General features: G+C 67.9%; 16 protein-coding genes. 9 read left to right on the top strand and 7 right to left on the bottom strand.

The genetic code is table 11. From position 1 onward, the window contains the following. Positions 1–4: 4 nt before the first annotated feature. The 6 genes from T8K17_RS15460 (at position 5) to T8K17_RS15435 (ending at position 7,256) form a co-directional block, all read left to right on the top strand. Positions 5–1,015, top strand: a complete 1,011-nt coding sequence (locus tag T8K17_RS15460; protein ID WP_322330633.1) for a substrate-binding domain-containing protein — start codon at positions 5–7, stop codon at positions 1,013–1,015. Positions 1,016–1,106: 91 nt separating this feature from the next. Beyond that, positions 1,107–1,874, top strand: coding sequence for an SDR family oxidoreductase (locus tag T8K17_RS15455; protein ID WP_322330632.1), 768 nt, complete (start codon positions 1,107–1,109; stop codon positions 1,872–1,874). A 115-nt stretch (positions 1,875–1,989) separates the two neighbouring features. After that, positions 1,990–3,069, top strand: coding sequence for a substrate-binding domain-containing protein (locus T8K17_RS15450; RefSeq protein ID WP_322330631.1), 1,080 nt, complete (start codon positions 1,990–1,992; stop codon positions 3,067–3,069). 73 nt (positions 3,070–3,142) lie between these two features. Then, positions 3,143–5,410: an ABC transporter permease gene (locus tag T8K17_RS15445; RefSeq protein WP_322330630.1), complete on the top strand. Its 2,268-nt coding sequence runs from the start codon at positions 3,143–3,145 to the stop codon at positions 5,408–5,410. Continuing rightward, positions 5,403–6,170, top strand: a complete 768-nt coding sequence (locus T8K17_RS15440) for an ATP-binding cassette domain-containing protein (RefSeq protein WP_322330629.1) — start codon at positions 5,403–5,405, stop codon at positions 6,168–6,170. Before T8K17_RS15445 ends, T8K17_RS15440 begins: the two co-directional genes overlap by 8 nt. Before the next feature lie 69 nt (positions 6,171–6,239). Continuing rightward, on the top strand, positions 6,240–7,256 hold the full coding sequence (locus T8K17_RS15435) for a sodium:calcium antiporter (RefSeq protein ID WP_322330628.1): 1,017 nt from the start codon (positions 6,240–6,242) through the stop codon (positions 7,254–7,256). A 37-nt stretch (positions 7,257–7,293) separates the two neighbouring features. Here the strand turns inward: T8K17_RS15435 and T8K17_RS15430 are convergent, their stop codons facing one another. Continuing rightward, positions 7,294–8,076 carry an SDR family oxidoreductase gene (locus T8K17_RS15430; RefSeq protein WP_322330627.1) on the bottom strand — a complete coding sequence of 261 codons (783 nt, stop codon included), beginning with the start codon at positions 8,074–8,076 and terminating at the stop codon, positions 7,294–7,296. Position 8,077: 1 nt separating this feature from the next. Next, positions 8,078–9,436: an MmgE/PrpD family protein gene (locus T8K17_RS15425; RefSeq protein ID WP_322330626.1), complete on the bottom strand. Its 1,359-nt coding sequence runs from the start codon at positions 9,434–9,436 to the stop codon at positions 8,078–8,080. Between the two features lie 244 nt (positions 9,437–9,680). On the opposite strand from T8K17_RS15425, the gene T8K17_RS15420 reads away from it, so the two are divergent. Both T8K17_RS15420 and T8K17_RS15415 read left to right on the top strand, forming a co-directional pair. Then, complete coding sequence (locus tag T8K17_RS15420) at positions 9,681–10,256, top strand: DUF4347 domain-containing protein (protein ID WP_322330625.1); 576 nt, start codon at positions 9,681–9,683, stop codon at positions 10,254–10,256. A 159-nt stretch (positions 10,257–10,415) separates the two neighbouring features. Next, the gene (locus T8K17_RS15415) at positions 10,416–11,423 is read left to right on the top strand and encodes a dimethylarginine dimethylaminohydrolase family protein (RefSeq protein WP_322330624.1); all 1,008 of its coding nucleotides are present in this window, start codon (positions 10,416–10,418) and stop codon (positions 11,421–11,423) included. 222 nt (positions 11,424–11,645) lie between these two features. Here the strand turns inward: T8K17_RS15415 and T8K17_RS15410 are convergent, their stop codons facing one another. The 4 genes from T8K17_RS15410 to T8K17_RS15395 all read right to left on the bottom strand — a co-directional run bounded on the left by T8K17_RS15410 (position 11,646) and on the right by T8K17_RS15395 (position 14,989). Continuing rightward, positions 11,646–12,041: a hypothetical protein gene (locus tag T8K17_RS15410; RefSeq protein ID WP_322330623.1), complete on the bottom strand. Its 396-nt coding sequence runs from the start codon at positions 12,039–12,041 to the stop codon at positions 11,646–11,648. After that, positions 12,038–13,078: a ParA family protein gene (locus tag T8K17_RS15405; protein ID WP_322330622.1), complete on the bottom strand. Its 1,041-nt coding sequence runs from the start codon at positions 13,076–13,078 to the stop codon at positions 12,038–12,040. Before T8K17_RS15405 ends, T8K17_RS15410 begins: the two co-directional genes overlap by 4 nt. A gap of 335 nt (positions 13,079–13,413) precedes the next feature. Next, the gene (locus tag T8K17_RS15400) at positions 13,414–14,205 is read right to left on the bottom strand and encodes a hypothetical protein (protein WP_322330621.1); all 792 of its coding nucleotides are present in this window, start codon (positions 14,203–14,205) and stop codon (positions 13,414–13,416) included. 1 nt (position 14,206) lies between these two features. Further along, positions 14,207–14,989 (bottom strand): gamma-glutamyl-gamma-aminobutyrate hydrolase family protein, encoded by a 783-nt coding sequence (locus tag T8K17_RS15395; RefSeq protein ID WP_322330620.1) that lies wholly within the window; start codon positions 14,987–14,989, stop codon positions 14,207–14,209. A 230-nt stretch (positions 14,990–15,219) separates the two neighbouring features. Between T8K17_RS15395 and T8K17_RS15390 the strand changes: the two genes are divergently transcribed. Beyond that, on the top strand, positions 15,220–15,894 hold the full coding sequence (locus T8K17_RS15390) for a DUF6655 family protein (RefSeq protein ID WP_322330619.1): 675 nt from the start codon (positions 15,220–15,222) through the stop codon (positions 15,892–15,894). A gap of 13 nt (positions 15,895–15,907) precedes the next feature. Here T8K17_RS15390 and T8K17_RS15385 read toward each other — a convergent pair whose 3' ends face one another. After that, positions 15,908–17,473: a glucan biosynthesis protein gene (locus T8K17_RS15385; protein ID WP_322330618.1), complete on the bottom strand. Its 1,566-nt coding sequence runs from the start codon at positions 17,471–17,473 to the stop codon at positions 15,908–15,910. Positions 17,474–17,479: the final 6 nt, after the last annotated feature.

Raw genomic sequence — 17,479 nt, 5'->3', positions numbered from 1 at the left:
CACCATGAAACGCATTGCAGGCATGAAGCGTATTGCAGGCCTCGGCGCGGTCGCCCTCATGCTCGCTCTGGCGGCGGGCACCAGCGACGCGGCGGAGAAGAAGACCCTGGCCATCGTGGTGAAGGGTCTCGACAACCCCTTCTTCGAGCAGATCAATCTCGGCTGCCAGAAGTGGCAGAAGGAAAATCCGAACTCCGAATACACCTGCCTCTATACCGGCCCGGCCTCCAGCGCCGACGAGGCCGGCGAGGTGCAGATCGTCGACGACCTGCTGACCCGCGGCGTGGCCGCCATCGCCATCTCGCCGTCCAACGCGCCGGCCATGGGCAACCTGATCAAGCAGCGCGCGCCCGACATCCCCGTCATGACCATCGACGCCGACTTCATCGAGGCCGACCGCGGCCTGCGGGTCACCTATCTCGGCACCGACAACTACCTGATGGGCGTGAAGATGGCCGAGCACGCGGCCAAGCTGAAGCCGTCGGGCGGCACGGTCTGCCTGCAGCTCGGCAACGTCGCGGCCGACAACATCAACGCCCGCGCCGCCGGCTTCCGCGACACCATCGCCGGGGCCAAGGGCACCGACCGGCTCACCGGCCAGAGCGGCTGGACCGAGATCGACGGCTGCCCGGTCTTCACCAACGACCAGGTCGACCTCGCCAACCAGCAGATGGCCGACACCTTCACCGCCAACCCGGATCTGGACGCCTTCGTCCTGATCGGCGGCTGGGCCCAGTTCGCGCCCCAGGCCTATGCCCAGGTCACCGACCAGGTGATGGACAAGCTGAAGAGCAAGGAGCTGATCATCATCGCCGGCGACACCCTGCCGCCGCAGATGGACGCGCTCAAGGCCGGGCGCAGCCGTGTCCAGGTCGGCCAGCGGCCGTTCGAGATGGGCTACCGGGCGCCGAGCGTCATGATCGACCAGATCGAGGGCAAGACGGTCGAGGACCCGCTCTATACCGGCCTCGACGAGTGCACGCCCGAGACCGCCGACAGCTGTCTGGCGAAGTAACCGGTCTTCCGCGGACCAGGACCAACCGATCCGATCCCGGCGCTCCCAACGGGCGCCGGGGCCGGACCCTCGCGACAGAAGGAACACCGCGATGACCGAGCAGATGGCGACATATCCGAGCCTGGCCCACCGCAGCGTGCTGGTCACCGGCGGCGGCTCCGGCATCGGGGCCGAGATCGTCCGGCAGTTCGCCCGCCAGGGCGCACAGGTCGCGTTCCTCGACATCGACGTCGACGCCTCCGGGGCCCTGGTCGAGGAACTGACGACCGCCGGCGGGGCCGTGTCGTTCTACGAGTGCGACCTGACCGACATCCCGAAGCTGCGCGAGACCATCGCCGCGGCGGCGGCCGTCCAGGGGCCGATCACGGTCCTGGTCAACAACGCCGCCAACGACCAGCGCCACCCGATGGAGGACGTCACCCCGGAATACTGGGACGACCGGCTGGCGGTGAACCTGAAGCACCAGTTCTTCGCCGCCCAGGCGGTGGCCCCCGGCATGAAGGCGGCCGGCGGCGGCGCCATCGTCAATCTCGGCTCGATTTCCTGGATGGTCGGCCAGGGCGGAATGCCCGGCTACACCACGGCGAAATCCGCCGTGCTCGGCCTCACCCGGTCGCTCGCCCGCGATCTCGGCCCGGACGACATCAGGGTGGTCTGCGTCGTGCCCGGCTGGATCATGACCCAGCGCCAGCTCGACAACTGGCTGACCCCCGAGGCCGAGGCCGCCCTGATGAAGGCCCAGTGCCTGAAATACAAGCTCTACCCGATCGACATCGCCCGGCCTGTCCTGTTCCTCGCCTCCGACGAAGCGCGGGGCTGCACCGGCCAGCACTACATCGTCGATGCCGGCTGGCATTGAGACCGGCTGGCACTGAGACCGGCGGATCGGCGCACACGGCGGTCACAACGGCGGGACCGTCCGGCCAAGGAGACAAAACGCCGACAGAAAAAATGAGAGAGTGGAGGACACGCCCATGTCTGCGATACGCACACTGCTTCTCGCCTCGGCCTTCAGCCTGGCCGCGACCGGCGCGATGGCCCAGTCCGGCAGCATCGACCGCGCGGTCGGCGGCTACAGCTTCGAGGACGCCGCCAAGGAGGCGCCGGGGACCAAGGACTTCCATTCCAAGGACGGGGTCCTGACCTTCGCCATCGTCACCCACACCGCCGGCAACGGCTTCTTCGACCCGGTCTATGTCGGCGCGCTCACGGCGGCCAACATGATCGGCGCCAAGGTGCTGCTGCTCGGCTCGGAATCCCCGGCCGACGATCCGGCCCGCGAGATCGAGATCCTGAACCAGATCATCCAGGATCCGACCCTGGACGGGCTTATCATGACCACGCCCCAGGTCGGCGCCTATGACGACATCGTCAAGGCGGCCATGGGCAAGGGCCTGCCGGTGGCGACCACCAACTCCTATGACGGCGGGATCCTGAACCGCAACGCCATCAGCCATACCGGCCAGGACGCCAGCGCCGCCGCCATCGCCGGCGAGGCGCTGGTGCAATGCCTGCAGGAGCGCGGCGTGACCGGCGGCACGATCCTACTGCCGAACGATACCGCCATGGGCAATATCGAGGTGAACAACCGGGTCACCGCTGCCTATGAGGCGATCGTCGCCAACCTGGCCAAGGCGGGAACGCTTGGGAATTTCAAAGTAGATGCCGGGCCGGAAAGCGTGGGCGTGTCGGCCGACATGAACGATCCGGTCAACAGCATCATCTCCCTGATCGAGAGCCGCGGCGACGTGGTCGGCGCCTTCGCCGGCAACAACGTCTTCACCCCGGCCCTGGCCAAGGCGGTCGCCCAGACCGGCAACAGCGGCAAGATGTGCGCCTACGGCTTCGACCTCGGGCCGGCACAGCAGGAGGCGCTGCGCTCCGGCGACCTGACCGGCGCGCTGGGTCAGCAGCCGTTTCTGCAGGGCTTCTGGCCGGTGATGCAGCTCTACCTGCAGATCGACCGGGGCATCTCCGCCGCCAACCTCGACACCCGCGCCCAGCTCGTCACCAAGGACAGCGTCGGCAGCGTCGGCAAGCGGTTCGAGAACTAGCCTGACACCCCGGCGGGAGGGGCATACCTCCTCCCGCCGCCCAAGCCCCCTGGGAACCGGACCGGATCACCCCATGACGGACACATTGGCGAGACCGGCCTGGCGACGGCCCGGCGAGCTTGTCGGCGCCTGGGAGGCCGGGCTGCTTGCGATGATGGCCCTGCTGTTCGTCGCCGGCGCCGTGCTCAACCCCGCGTTCTTCGGCACCACCGATGCCCTGCACGCCCTGTTCCGCGACAGCGCCCGCGTGGCGGTGATGACCGTCGGCATGACCTTCGTCATCGCCAACAAGGATCTCGACCTCTCGGTCGGCTCCACCCTGGGGCTGGTCGCGGTGGTCTTCTCCATCGTCTTCGATCCGAACCGGATGGACATGGGCGTGGTTCCGGCCGTCGCCGTCTGCGTCGTGCTGGGGACCCTGATCGGCGTGATCAACGGGGTGCTGGTCACCTATCTGCGGGTGCCGGCCTTCATCGCCACCCTGACCATGCTGTTCATCGGCCGCGGGCTGGTCCTCGGCCTGACCAGCGGACGCTCCGTGCTCTATCCGATCAAGGCGCGGGAGTACGAGACATTCTTCCAGCTCGGCGAGACCAACGGTTGGGGCTTCAACAACCAGATCGTCCTCGCCCTGATCTGCGTGGCGCTCGGCGCGGTGGTGCTCGGCAAGACCCGCTGGGGCTACGAGACCATGGCCACCGGCGGCAACGAGCAGGCCGCCAAGTATGCCGGCATCCCGACCAACCTCGTGCGCATCCGCGCTTATGTGCTTTCCTCGCTCTGCGCCACCCTGGCGGCGCTTATGACCGTCGCCCAGGACAAGGGCGTGACCTCCCAGGCCGGGCTGCTGACCGAGCTGATGGTGATCGCCGCGGTGATCGTCGGCGGCGCGTCCATCCTCGGCGGACGCGGCCGGGTCATCGGCAGCTTCCTCGGCGCGCTGCTGATCGTGCTGATCAACAAGGTGCTGCGCGAGGGCGTGCCGATCACCCGGGTCGTTGAGATCGGCGGCCAGAAGATCGAGGTCAACGCCGTCTCCACCCTGCCCGCGGGTGCTGTGCCCGCCTTCATCGGCACCCTGCTGATCGTCGCCGTGCTGATCGAGCCCTATGTGATTCGCCGGCGGCTGCTGGCCCGGCTCTGGGCGCGGCTGCGCAACCGCCCGCCGCCGCCGAAACCGGATGTCGGCGGCATCGCCCTGGTCGGGGCACAGACCCGGGCGTCCGGTGGGGGCGAGCTCAGCCTGTCGACCAATCCGATTGTCCGTTTCCTGGCGCGGCGCGACGCCCTGGCGATCCTGCTGACCGTGGCCCTGTGGATGGTCGGGATGGCGCTGCGACCGGACTATTGGTGGCACCTGTCCAACAGCTTCGCGATCCTGCTGAACTATACCGAGCTCGCCCTGCTCACCGTCGGGCTGACCTATGTGATCGCCTGCGGCGACATCGACCTGTCGGTCGGCGCGGTGCTGGCGCTCGCCGGCAGTGCCGCGGCCTACGGGCTGAAGGTGCTGGGGCTCGACCCGGTCTCGGCCATGGCGCTGGGGCTGCTGGCGGGGTTCCTCGCCGCCTCGGTCAACGCGCTGGTGACGGTCGGCTTCGGCCTGCCCTCCTTCATCGCCACCCTGGGCATGTTCTACATCGCCCGCGGGGTGGCCGCCTGGATCGTGTCGGGCCAGCAGCTCACCGGCTGGTCGGAAGGCTTCAACCTGATCGGCCGCAAGGTCGGCGACATCCTGGACTATGCCGGGATCGCCCCGCCCGGAGGATGGCTGGGGTCGGTGGCCGACGTGGTCAGCGTCCAGACGGTCTGGCTGCTCATCGTCGCCGCCCTCGCCGGCCTCGTGCTGGCCCGCACGCCGCTCGGCCAGGCGGTCTACGCCACCGGCGGCAATCGGCGGGCGGCCGACTATGCCGGCATCAACACCAACCGGGTTCGGATCATGGCGCTGCTGCTCTGCGGCTTCTGCGCCGCCATGGCCGGGGTGATCAACGTCGCCTATTTCCGCAGCTTCAACCCGGTCGCCGGCCAGTTCCGCGAGCTCGACGCCATCGCCGCGGTGATCATCGGCGGCGGCTCGATTTTCGGCGGCTACGGCACGCTGATCGGCTCGCTGGCCGGGGCGGCCGTCATCACCCTGGTGCGCGCCATCCTGCAGCTCAACATCGTCACCGCGTCGGGCGAGTCCATCGTGCTGCCGCAGCACTGGGTCAACGTGATCATCGGCCTGATCCTGATCTTCTCGGTGCTGACCGACATCTGGCTGCGCCAGTCCCGCCCGCTCGCCCGGCTCACCGCCCTGCTTCTCCGGCGCCGCATCAGGAGGCAACCCCATGCCTGACACGTCCCCCGCCCCGTTCCCGGCTCCCGCTCCCTTCATAGAGATGCGCGGGATCTGCAAGAGTTTCGGCGCGATCCAGGCGCTGACCGACGTGAACTTCACCATCGGCCATGGCGAGATCCTGGGGCTGGTCGGGGACAATTCCGCCGGCAAGTCGACCCTGATGAAGATCCTCACCGGCGCCTATCAGCGCGACACCGGCAGCGTCACCGTCGACGGCGCACACACCGATTTCCGCAGCCCGCACGAGAGCCGCGACCGGGGGATCGAGATGATCTACCAGGACTTCGCGCTGTGCGGGAACATGGATGTGGGCCAGAACATCTTCCTCGGCCGCTGGCCGCGCAAAGGCCTCTTCGTCGACCGCAAGAAGATGTACGCCGATGCCGCCGACGTGCTGCGCCGGCTCAAGGTCGACGTGAACTCGGTCTATCAGCGGGTGGAAAGCCTGTCCGGGGGCCGGCAGCAGTCGGTCGCCATCGCCCGCGCCATCTCCTTCCAGCCCCGCCTGATCGTCCTGGACGAGCCGACCGCCAACCTGTCGGTCATGGCGACCAACCAGCTGCTGGAGACCATGGCCGAGCTGAAACGGCTGGGGGTGGCCCAGGTGATCATCTCCCACCGGCTGACCGACATCTTCGAGGTCGGCGACCGGGTGATGGTGCTGAAGCGCGGCCAGAATGTCGGCGAGCGCCGGATCGCGGAGACCACCGAGCAGGAGGTTCTGGAGATCATCGTCTCGGGCACGCCCACCGGCTGACCCGACATTCGGCGAACCGACCGCGCTCTGGTCCGTTGCCCCATGATGTTCTCAGATTTATCGACTCCGATGCTGCTCGGCATCTTCGCCGCCTGCGCCTTGGGCATCCTGCTGGGCGGGTTGCGCATGACCGGCCAGGCCGACCAGATCGCCGACCGCACCGGCCTGGGCGAGGCCCTGGTCGGCGGCGTGCTGCTGGGAGCCGCGACCTCGCTCTCCGGCACGATCGTGTCGCTGACCGCAGCCATGGACGGCCGGGCGTCGCTCGCCTTCTCCAACGGCATCGGCGGCATCGCGGCGCAGACCGCCTTCCTGGCGCTGGCCGACATCCTGCACCGCAAGATCAACCTGGAGCACGCGGCGGCCGACCTGTCGAACGTGTTCCAGGGCGCCCTGCTGATGCTGATGCTGGCGCTGCCGCTGTTCGCCCTGACCGGACCGGACGTCGCCATTTTCGGCGTGCATCCGGTGTCGATCCTGCTGGTGGCGATCTATGTGGCCGGCGTCATCGCCACCAGGCGTATCCGCGAGGAGCCCATGTGGCGGCCGGTGGAGACGCGGGACACCATCCCGGACGAGCCGGAAGAGGAAAGCGACAAGGGCCCGTCCACGCCCTGGCTCTTCGCCTCGTTCGTGGCACTGATGCTGGTGATGGGCGCCATCGGCTGGGTGATCGCCCAGATCGCCGAGACCATGACCGACCGCTACGACCTCTCCGCCTCGGTCGTCGGCGCGCTGATGACGGCGGTGGTGACCTCCCTGCCGGAGCTGGTGACGACACTGGCCGCCGTGCGGCGCGGGGCGCTGCAGCTCGCGGTCGGCGGCATCATCGGCGGCAACACCTTCGACACCCTGTTCCTGACGATCTCCGACGTCGGCTACCGCGAGGGCTCGCTCTATCACGCCATCGGGCCGGACGACCTGTACTGGCTGGCGGTCGGGCTGATCATGACCGCCATCCTGACCCTCGGCCAGCTCTACCGCCAGCGCGAGGGCCCCGGCGGGATCGGCCTGGAGAGTGCCGCCATGCTGGGCGTCTACGCGGTCGCCATCGCGCTGCCGCTCCTGGCCGGCGGCAGCGCCTGATCCTTGCTGCACTTGATCCCTGCGGCGCCCGACCGCCTCAGGCGGCGAACCAGCCGCAATCGACCGGCAGGGCGGTGCCGGTGATGTCGTCGCCCGCCGGGCTGCACAGGAAGACCAGGGCCGCCGCCAGCTTCGCCGGATCGACGAACCGGCCCATCGGGCTGCGGTCGGCGGCATAGCGTTTGGCGACCGTCTCAACGTCCTCCCCGCTCTTGGCCGCGATTCCGGCGATCCGGTCCTCGATGGCCGGGGTCAGCACCGAGCCGGGGCACAGCGCGTTGCAGGTCACGCCGGTCCCCGCCGTCTCGATGGCGATGGCCCTGGCCATGCCGATCAGCGCGGTCTTGGTGGTGACGTAGTCGATGCGGTTCTCCGCGCCTCGGAAACCGTAATAGGAGGACAGGTTGACGATCCGCCCCCAGCCCCGCGCCTTCATCCCCGGCAGCGCCAGCCGGGCGGTGTGGAACGGCGCGGTGAGGTTCACGGCGAGGGACTCCTCCCAATCGGCCGTCGCGAAATCCTCGATCGGCGAGAAATGCCGGATCACCGCGTTGTTCACCACGATGTCGAGCCCGCCGAAACGCTCGGCGACACCGGCGACCATCGCCGCGATCCGGTCGCCGTCGCGCAGGTCCGCCCCGTCGAACGCCGCGGACACCCCATGCGCCTGCGCCAGCCGGTCGGCGGCGGCTTGCCCCTCCTCTGGGGTGCAGAGCCCGTTGATCACCACATTGGCCCCGGCGGCGGCCAGCCCTTCGGCCAGCGCGTAGCCGAGCCCCGCCACCGACCCGGTGACGAGCGCCGTGCGTCCGTTCAGCATCTCAGCCTCCCGCCGCCAGACGGACCACTTCGCCGGCATCGGGCGCGTCGTCCAGGGTCCAGATCGCCTCGATGAGCGCCTCCACCTCGCCGGTGAACCCGACCCCCTCGGCCAGGGTGGCGAGCTTCGCCTCCAGCTCGCTGTCGGTCAGCGGATTGGTCTTCGAGCCGCGCGCCGCCTGGACCTCCCGGGTCAGGCTGCGCCCGTCCTTCAGGTGCAGGGTGATCACGGCCGAGGCGACGTCGCGCCCGGCCTCGTCGCGGAAGCGGACCTCGGGCCGGCCAGTGGCGGCGGTCTCCGCCACGGCGGCGTCGGTGAACTCGGCCAGACCGGCACGGCCATGGGTCAGGACCATGGCGATCGCATGCTGGGCGCTGACCTGGGCCTCGCGGCCGGTGGCGATGTCCGGTCGGTCGGTGCGCTGCTGCAGCAAGGGATGGCCGATGAGATCGACCGAGGCCACGTCGCCGGCCCGCACCTCCTCCTCCAGATACAGCTCCAGGCAGGCATCCAGCACCGGGTTCAGCACCACGCCCACCGGATAGGGCTTGTAGGCGTTGTCGGCGATCTCCCAGCGGTGGCCGAGATCGTCGCTCAGCGCGGCGGCATCGGCCTTGTCGCCATAGACCGCCAAGTACCCCCGCGCCCCGGTCAGCGGCTGCGCCGGGCCGGAGAAGCCGCGCGAGGCCAGGTCGGCGGCAATCAGCCCGTTGCGCGCCGCCCCGCCGACGCTGGCGCTCTTCGCCATGGTGCCGAGCGTGTCGACCAGGCCCGACGACTGCGCCGCCGCCGTGGCGAAGGCGCCGTTCATCTGCGCCGCATCCAGGCCGAACAGCGCCCCGCTCGCCGCCGCCGCGCCGAACGCGCCGCAGGTGGAGGTGATGTGCCAGCCGTGGCTGTAGTGATAGGGCGACACCGCCAGGCCGATCCGGCACAGCACCTCGCCGCCGATCACGAAGGCCCGCAGGGCGTCGATGCCGGCGAACGGATGCGCCTCGGCCCGGGCGAAGATCGGCGCGAAGACGACCGAGGCCGGGTGGATGATCGTCGCCTCGTGGGTGTCGTCGAAATCGAAGATGTTGGCGGCCATGGCGTTGACGCAGGCGGCACTCGGCGCGTCCAGCCGCTCGCTGCGGCCGATCACCGTGCTGGTCGCCGGCCCGCTATAGGCGGCCGTCGTCTCCACCATGATGTCCACCGCCGGCTCGCGCGAGCCGGCGAGGGCCGTGGCGAAGATGTTCATCAGCGAGCGCTTGGCCTCGTGGCGCACCCGATCGGGAATATCCTCCCAGCGCAGCGAGGCGGCGAAGGCGCACAGCGCCCCGTCCCCCGAGCGGGCCGCGGCCCATTGCGTCTCCATCCCAGTCCCTTTCGCAGGTTTCTTTCCGGTCCGCCCATCCGACCACGCTTTGCGCCCCGGAGGCCAGACACGAACGGAAACGGTTAAAATGAGACGCTAAGACAAGATTTTTGAGACACCGGCGCAATCGCGAGAATTTGAACTGGGCCATAATGGGGTAATCAGCCTATCCCGCCGACGACCCTCGGTGCGGCCGCCTGCCTCGAATGCTTGTGGGATCCAGAAAGGTGACCTCGACATGGACATGCTAGAAAGCAGACCGACTCCGGCCAACAGACGCGACACGGAAAAGCCGGTTCTCGTCATCGACGCCGAAGTCGCGGAAGCGGGCCTGCTCATCGACGATCTGGACGATGCGGTCGATATCCTGCTGCTGATCCCGGGCCGCAGCGGTCTCGGTCAGATCGCGGACTATCTCGAATTCCGGCGCGACGTCCCGTCCCTGCACATTCTCAGCCACGGCCAGCCGGGCGCGCTGTTCCTGGCCGGCAGCCGGATCGACCTGGCCTCCCTCGTCCTCAGCCAGAAAACCCTCGACACCATCGCCGCCGCCCTCAGTGCCGACGCCAGCGTCGTGCTCTACGGCTGCTCCGTGATGGCGGGACCGAAGGGCTCCAGCTTCACCAGGTTCCTGGGCGTGGCGCTCGACGCCGACGTCTCCGCCTCGCTGATGCCGGTCGGCAGTCTGGCGCTGGGCGGCGACTGGATCCTGCGGAACATCGACGGCGAGTGGATCGAGCCGATCTTCACATCGAACGCGCGGGTCAGCTACCCGGCCCTGCTGGCCGACGGCCGCCGCATGGGACGCGCGTTCGCCTGAGCTCCGGGGGGAGGCCCGGGGTCCGGACCGTCCTTCGGGACGCCGGACCCCGGGTAAAGGAGCCCCCGCATACGGTCCGTCCGGAAATCAGCGGGTGGCGTCCCCGGCGACCGCACTGCACCATTGGTCCCTCACGCTCCGGCCGATGAGGGACGTCCCATGACCGCCAAGCCGTCCGCCCACTGGGTCTATAACGAGACCATCCGCCTGTTCGCCGCCCCGGCCGAGCCCGCCTTCCACACCGAGGGCGAGATGACGTCCATCTGGGGTCGGAACTGGGGCGTCGACAACGATGTGGGCCGGCTGCGGGCGGTCATGGTGCACCGGCCGGGTCCGGAGATGGCCGTGGTCGACCCCTCCCAGCGCATCGCGTCCACCGGTTCCTTCGGCGATGTGGCGCACGGCTGGTATTTCCAGAGCGAAAGCGTGCCCGATTTCGACGAGATGCGGGCCCAGCACGACGCCCTCGTCGCCACCCTGAAGGACGAGGGCGTGGAGGTGTTCGAGGTCCAGGGCGTGACCGGCGGCCGGCTGAAATCCTGCTATACCCGCGACCCGTTCGTCATGGTGAAGGGCGGCGCCATCGTCAGCCGCATGGGCGCGCGCATCCGCCGGGGCGAGGTGCTGGCGATCACCCGAACCCTGGCCGAGCTCGGCATCCCGATCCTGCGCACCCTGTCCGGCACGGCGCTGTTCGAGGGCGGCAGCTTCGCCTGGATCGATGCCAAGACCGCCGTGGTCGGCTGCGGCATCCGGGTGAACCGCGAGGCCGCGCGCCAGATCGCCGAGGTGCTGGCGACCCAGGGGGTGGAGCTGCTGGCGATCGACCTGCCCGGCCACGACATCCATATCGACGGCCAGTTCCTCATGGTCGACAGGGACCTCGCCCTGATCGACCAGGACCGCCTGCCCTACTCGTTCCTGGAAGCGCTGAAGGAGAAGGGCATCCGCACCATCGAGATCAGCCCGGCCGACAACCGCGCGATCATCAACTCGCTGGCCGTCGCCCCGGGCCGGCTGATCATGCCGGAGGGCGGCACAAACGAGACCCTGGACAAGCTGGCGGCCGCCGGGGTGACGTGGACCACGCTGGCCTACGAGAAGATGATGCTGAACGGCGGCGGCATCCACTGCTCCACCATGCCGCTGATCCGGGACGCGGTGTAGGGGGCTGGGGGGGGGCTCCTGAGAGCCCAGAGTGACGAATAAAGCGGCGAGCACGAAATGGCTGCTCTGTGCCAATATTCTGTCGTTCTAGGCAACAATAATGGTTGGCTAAAACGCCCATCGGCAATCTGACTTGGTCGAGCGGCCAATCAAAGGACTAACCCACAATGCTTGGGAGCGACCGCCACGCTCCAAAGTTTGGGCGTCTCTTCAGGGAGGTTGTTACTCGGATCTGAATGCGTCGCCCTTGGAGGCGCGAGATATCGAGACCTCGACGATGCGGTCGACGACGCGATCCCTGTCTTTCCATTTCATGACGAGTTTTCCCGGATCCATGCCGTAATCTGCCACTATGTCGAGTAGTTGCTCTAGATTGAGGGGGCGCAGCGCATTGCGAAGCGTTTCGGGGCCTGACTGGGCGATCGCTACCGGGTCGATCAATGCTGGTGTGCGTCGGCCGCCCTTTCGGGCACCCTGATTCCTCGTCGTGCTCTTGGGTTTCGTCATGCCGTCACCGCCCATGATCTCTTCGATTTTCTTCGCGAACTCGGGATCGCGAGCCGCCTGTTCGGCGATGGCGGCAGCGAGCCTTGAAAGCCGTATCTTGAGGGTCGTCATTGCATGTCCAGTCGGGTCAGGAGTTCCTGCGCTAGGTCGATGTAGCGAGTTGCGAGGTCGCCATACCCGTACTTCTGCTTAAGCGTCCGGCGTTCCGACTGCCACTCGGCAGCAGCGGCGATCTGGTTGGCTTGTCTGACAACGGTGGCGAAGACTGGGGGGTCATCCCGGCGACGCAGGTCCCGGGATACGTTCACGTGGATGGTGCTGGCCTCTTGGTATTTGGTGATGACGATGCCCAGCGGCTCAATGTCTTCCCCCACCTCCTTCGAGAAGTTGCCGACACGGGTGACGATCTGGGGGATACCGTAAGTCGATAGAACGTCGGGCACAGTCGGGATGATGTAGCCTTCGGAGATGCGCAGGCCGTTTAACGTGATGATGCCAAGATTAGGCGGGCAGTCGACGAGAACAATGTCGTAGTCGTCCAGAATTGGCTTCACCGCCAGGCGCAACAGGTCAATCGGCGTGACCGAATAGAACTGGCCCGTCGGCGCGCTCGCTAGTTTGTCTTGTACGTCGATTAGATCGAGGCTGGACGGTAGCAGGTCGACGGTCTTGGCACCCTGCACGTCCGACACCCCCTTTTGGAGCGTCTTCTTCAGGTCAAATGACTTGTTTTGCGGATCAAGTGCGTCCTTGAACAACGTTGCCAGCGTCCAGCCCATCCCATTGATCTCCTTCCACCGCTTCTCACCAATCAGGATCGTGGTAGCGTTGGTCTGAGGGTCCAAATCGATGACAAGCACCCGCTTGCTAAAATGCGCTGCCAGCGTTTCAGCGAGTGCGACAGTGGTAGTCGTCTTGGCGACGCCGCCTTTAAGGTTAATGAGAGATACGACTCGAGCCATGGGTACTTTCCTTCTTCTGAGCCAAGATCGGACTTGGGTGGTTTTGAAAACAGGGCCTGCAGCGAGTTCAACGACCGGAGTTGGAAAGTCGCGAAACCGGGTTCGCCAGTTGGCGACCGCCTGCCTTGAGACCTTTGCCATTGCCGCGATCTCATTAATTCCCACTAGGTCTTCTTGCTCGTCCAACGCCTCAACCTCTCGTGTTTACGATGAACACATTTATTGTGATCATCGTAAACAGTCAATTGGTAATCTTGGGGGTGGCAAATTTTCTTGCACAGCGGGCCAAGCGTGATGGTGTCGCTCATTTGGCTCGCTCTAAAGTCGCAGAACAGCCCCTGTCGTGGACCTGCATCGCGAAACTAGACAGTCCAAATTCGGCCGACAGCAGAACGCTGCGACACAATCACGAATGTCCGAATAGGCCCGCCATCCAGTCATCGGCCAATATTTCGCCAACGTCCGTTATCGGAAGACCCGGCCGTCGCTATTCCCGCCGCGTCACACGACCAGCACTCAGCTCACAACCTGAACAGCCCGCCGTATCCCGACACCTCCGCCCTTACCCCGGACAGGCGCAGGCAGTGCCAGAGGCTGACCTGGTTGGCTGACAGGACCGGGCGCTGCAGGTCGCGCTCCAGCGCGTCGAGGATCGCCACGCAGCGGAAGCCGGTGCCGGCGATGAAAACGCCGTCGGCCTCGGCCGGGCAGGCGTTGCGGATCTGGGTGTAGAGCGGCTCCACCTGCTGCTCGAAGCCGAGGCCCTGCGGGTACATCTCGCCGTGCGGCACGTCGCGCCAGCCGCGGCCCGGGTCGTAGCTGAGCGGGCCGACCGGCTCCACACCGAGCCCCCGGTAATAGGCCATCGCCTGCTCGGCGGTCGCGGCGTTGAACCAGGGCGGCAGCACGATGAACGGACGGCGCACCCCGGCGGCCCGCATCGCCGCCTGACCGTCGAGCCCGTTGGTGGTGACCCTGGTCTCCGGCCGCACGATCGCCGAGATCGCCTCGACCACCGCGTCGTCCCAGCCGGCCCCGCCCAGAATGCTGCTGGAGCTGTGGCCGATCACCACCGCGTCCAGGCGCATGCCGGCGAAATGCTCCGCCCCGCGCTGCAGGTCCGGCTCCAGCGTCACCGCCGTATGGTCGTCGTTCCAGCGGGCCCAGGGGGCCTTGGCGGCGACCCGCGCGGCATGGACGGAGACATGCGGCGGACACATCGCCCACCACTCGGCCTCGGGCACCGCCTCGCTGGAGACGATGAACATCCCGATCCGCGCCTGCCAACCCCAGTTATCGGGGGAGAAGGTCACTTCAAGCCGCTCCGGCGAGGCGGCCCGCCTCTCGGCGCGTCCGGCGCACCCGGGCGGCCTCGCCCAGACGCTCGAACAGCACCCGGCTGACCGGATCGGCGGCGGCGTTGTACTCGGCATGCCACTGCACGCCGATGGCGAAGCTCGGGGCGTCGGCGATGGAGATCGCCTCGATCGTGTCGTCAGCCGCCAGCCCTTCGACCACCACCCGCTCGCCGGTCTTCAGGATCGCCTGGCCGTGCAGCGAATTGGTGACGATCTCCTCGGTGCCGAGCATGGTCGCCATCAGCCCGCCGGGGGTCAGCCGCACATGCTCGCGCAGGGCGAAGATGATCTCCGGGTCCTTGCAGTCCTTGGGCATGCGGTGCCGGTGCTTGCCCGGCAGCTCGCCGATCTCCGGATGCAGGGTGCCGCCGAACGCCACGTTCATCTCCTGGATGCCGCGGCACAGGCCGAGGATCGGAATGCCCCGCTCCACGCAGGCCCGCACCATCGGCAGGGTCAGAGCGTCGCGCCCGTCGTCCATCTGGCCGTGACGCTCGGACAGCTCCTCGCCGTAGTGCCGGGGGTGCACGTTGGCCCGCCCGCCGGTCAGCACGACCCCGTCCAGCACCTCCAGCAGGTCGGCCAGGTCGACCGCGTCGGGCATGCCCTGGATCAGCAGTGGCGTGCAGTCGGCCACCGTGCCGACCGCCTCGATGGTCCGCTTGCCGGTCATCTGGGCCTCGATGACCCCCTCCGCGACGTGGCGGTTGCACTGGATGCCGATCACGGGCCGGGCCATGGGGTCTCCTTCGGACGTGGATCCGCGCGAACGCGCGTCCCCTTAGTTTTATCCACCGCCGGGGGGTGGCGTCCAGGCATCGACGTATGCAGGGTGCCGCATCGCGCCGGGTGCGCCGATGCCGGAACGGAATTAAAGCGCCGCTCCGGCGGTCGCTTCAGACAACGAGCTGGCCCGCGATCCGACCGACGATCCACCCGCCCCGCCCACTCAGCACGACGATTTCAGCGATGACATCGAGGACCGGACGACTGGCGATACCTTTGGCGATTCTCGCCCTGTGCACCGCCTGTACCGAAAGCCGGCGCAGCGATCCCGAGCGCACGGCGGAGGAACAGCTCCTGCTGTCGACCGCCGTCGACCGGGCGGTGGACGGGGTGACCCTGAACGTGCCTAAGGGGACCAAGGTGTTCGTCGACGCCTCGCGGTTCGAGGCCTACGACAAGAGCTACGCCATCAGCGCCTTCCGCGACCGAGTCCTGGAGAGCGGCGCCCATCTGGTCAGCCAGCTCGCCGACGCCCAGGTCATCGTCGAGATCCGCTCCGGCGCGCTGTCGACCGACGGCAGCAGGACCATCGTCGGCATCCCGTCCTTCGACGTGCCGATCCCGCTGGCCGGCGACCTGTCGGTGCCGGAACTCTCCCTCGCCTCGCGCAAGCAGCGACTCGGCGTGGCCAAGGTGGCCTATACCGCCTATTGGCGGGAGAGCGGCGCCCTGGCCGACCGCAGCGAGCCGATCCAGGGCGTGGCGGGGTATCGCGACTGGGAGTTCATCGGCTTCGGCTGGCGCTCGGGCGACACGCTGATCCAGGCCGACATCCCCGACACCCTCGCCGAGCCGCAGTCGGAACAGCCGGAAGAGACCTCCGATCCGGCCGCAACCGGCGGGGATGCCGGCCGCTGACCGGTCCGGCCGGTCAGTCGTCCTTCGGGTTCCAGGTATAGATCCAGGTCTCCGTCAGCGCCCCGCCGCGGAAGCGCAGGAAGGCGCGCATGTCGACCGATTCCGTCCCTTCCGGATCCAGGTCGAAATTCATGCGCCAGCCGCCCAGCTCCTCGATCGGCCGGCAGGCGACCCGGCGCACCGACCCGCCGGAGCTGCTGACCACCGCCTCGACCTCGTCGCCTTCGCGCAGGCGGGCGAGGTCGCCGCCGGTGAAGTCGACCACGAACTTGCGCACCTTGGGGTCGCGCTCCTCCCCCGGAATGCCGCCGATCCCGGTCCAGGTCGCCATGACGCGGCCCGGGGCCGGCAGCCGGTCGGGCATTTCCGTGCCCCAATACATCCGGTAGCCGACGGTCAGCGGCTGGTCCGGCTGCGGGGTCGCTTCGGGACGCCAGTAGACGACCATGTTGTCCACCGTCTCATCGTTGGCGGGCAGCTCGACCAGCTCGACCCGGCCCTTGCCCCAGTCGCCGTTCGGCTCGATCCAGAGGTTGGGCCGGCGGTCGTAATAGACGCCGTCGTCCAGGTAATGGGCGAAGCTGCGGTCGCGCTGCTGCAGGCCGAAGCCGCGCGGCGCGGTGTCGGTGAAGGTGCTGATCCGCGGCTCCGACGGGTTGCGCAGCGGGCGCCAGATCCACTCGCCCGCGCCGGTGCGCATGACCAGCCCGTCGGAATCGTGGACCTCCGGCCGGAAGTCGTCCCGTTTGCGGTAGTCGTTCTCGCCGTGCAGATACATGGAGGTGATCGGCGCCAGGCCGATCCCGTCCAGCTCGGTGCGCGGGAAGATCGACGCGGTCACGTCCATCACGGTGGATCGCCCGCTCTCGATCACGAACCGGTAGGCGCCGGCGGTGCTGGCGCTGTCCAGCAGGGCGAGCACGGTGATCGCGTTGCTCTCTGGCGCGGGACGCTCGAACCAGAAGGCGCGGAAGATCGGGAACTCCTCCTCGCCGAAGCTTGCGGTGTTCAGCGCCAGGCCGCGGGCCGACAGGCCGTACTGCATCTCCTTGCCGACCGCGCGGAAATAGCTGGCGCCTAGGAAGGCGGCGATGTCGCGCTCGAAGTCGAACCGGTCGAACAGCCGGAAGCCGGCATAGCCCAGCCGCTCGCTTTCGCCGGCGTCGGGAGCCGGGATCTCCGGGGGATAGGCGAAGCGGCTGGCGTCGAACGGCACCGGCGAGGTCCCGTCCGGGCCGATCCGGTACAGGGCGATCGGATGCGGGAACAGCCAGCCGGTATGGAACGGCGCCGTGCGGAACGGCAGGTCGGTCTCGGCCCAGAGCTTCGCCCCCTCGGCCAGACGGATCGACATGTAGGCGTCGTGGTTCAGCTGGTTGAACCGCTCGGGAACACGCGCCGGCGCCTCGAACGGGGTCTTGGCGACCTCCTGGGCGAGCGCCTGCAGGGCCTCGAAGGAGCCGACCCGTCCCATGCGCTCACGCAATCCCTCGTTCTGCGCCCAGGCGCCGCCCATCGGCAGGGCCGCCGCCAGCGACGACGCGCCCAGGGCCAGGAGTTCTCGACGGTCGATCTTCATATCGCC

Source organism: Thalassobaculum sp. OXR-137 (assembly GCF_034377285.1).
Classification (GTDB): domain Bacteria; phylum Pseudomonadota; class Alphaproteobacteria; order Thalassobaculales; family Thalassobaculaceae; genus Thalassobaculum.
This window is presented reverse-complemented; position numbering and strand designations above follow the sequence as displayed.

What these genes read in the sequence shown, in the direction of transcription:
- T8K17_RS15460 (WP_322330633.1), top strand. Translation starts at nt 5, where the DNA reads ATGAAACGCATTGCAGGCATGAAGCGTATTGCAGGCCTCGGCGCGGTC.
- T8K17_RS15455 (WP_322330632.1), top strand. Translation starts at nt 1,107, where the DNA reads ATGACCGAGCAGATGGCGACATATCCGAGCCTGGCCCACCGCAGCGTG.
- T8K17_RS15450 (WP_322330631.1), top strand. Translation starts at nt 1,990, where the DNA reads ATGTCTGCGATACGCACACTGCTTCTCGCCTCGGCCTTCAGCCTGGCC.
- T8K17_RS15445 (WP_322330630.1), top strand. Translation starts at nt 3,143, where the DNA reads ATGACGGACACATTGGCGAGACCGGCCTGGCGACGGCCCGGCGAGCTT.
- T8K17_RS15440 (WP_322330629.1), top strand. Translation starts at nt 5,403, where the DNA reads ATGCCTGACACGTCCCCCGCCCCGTTCCCGGCTCCCGCTCCCTTCATA.
- T8K17_RS15435 (WP_322330628.1), top strand. Translation starts at nt 6,240, where the DNA reads ATGCTGCTCGGCATCTTCGCCGCCTGCGCCTTGGGCATCCTGCTGGGC.
- T8K17_RS15430 (WP_322330627.1), bottom strand. Translation starts at nt 8,076, where the DNA reads ATGCTGAACGGACGCACGGCGCTCGTCACCGGGTCGGTGGCGGGGCTC.
- T8K17_RS15425 (WP_322330626.1), bottom strand. Translation starts at nt 9,436, where the DNA reads ATGGAGACGCAATGGGCCGCGGCCCGCTCGGGGGACGGGGCGCTGTGC.
- T8K17_RS15420 (WP_322330625.1), top strand. Translation starts at nt 9,681, where the DNA reads ATGCTAGAAAGCAGACCGACTCCGGCCAACAGACGCGACACGGAAAAG.
- T8K17_RS15415 (WP_322330624.1), top strand. Translation starts at nt 10,416, where the DNA reads ATGACCGCCAAGCCGTCCGCCCACTGGGTCTATAACGAGACCATCCGC.
- T8K17_RS15410 (WP_322330623.1), bottom strand. Translation starts at nt 12,041, where the DNA reads ATGACGACCCTCAAGATACGGCTTTCAAGGCTCGCTGCCGCCATCGCC.
- T8K17_RS15395 (WP_322330620.1), bottom strand. Translation starts at nt 14,989, where the DNA reads ATGGCCCGGCCCGTGATCGGCATCCAGTGCAACCGCCACGTCGCGGAG.
- T8K17_RS15390 (WP_322330619.1), top strand. Translation starts at nt 15,220, where the DNA reads ATGACATCGAGGACCGGACGACTGGCGATACCTTTGGCGATTCTCGCC.
- T8K17_RS15385 (WP_322330618.1), bottom strand. Translation starts at nt 17,473, where the DNA reads ATGAAGATCGACCGTCGAGAACTCCTGGCCCTGGGCGCGTCGTCGCTG.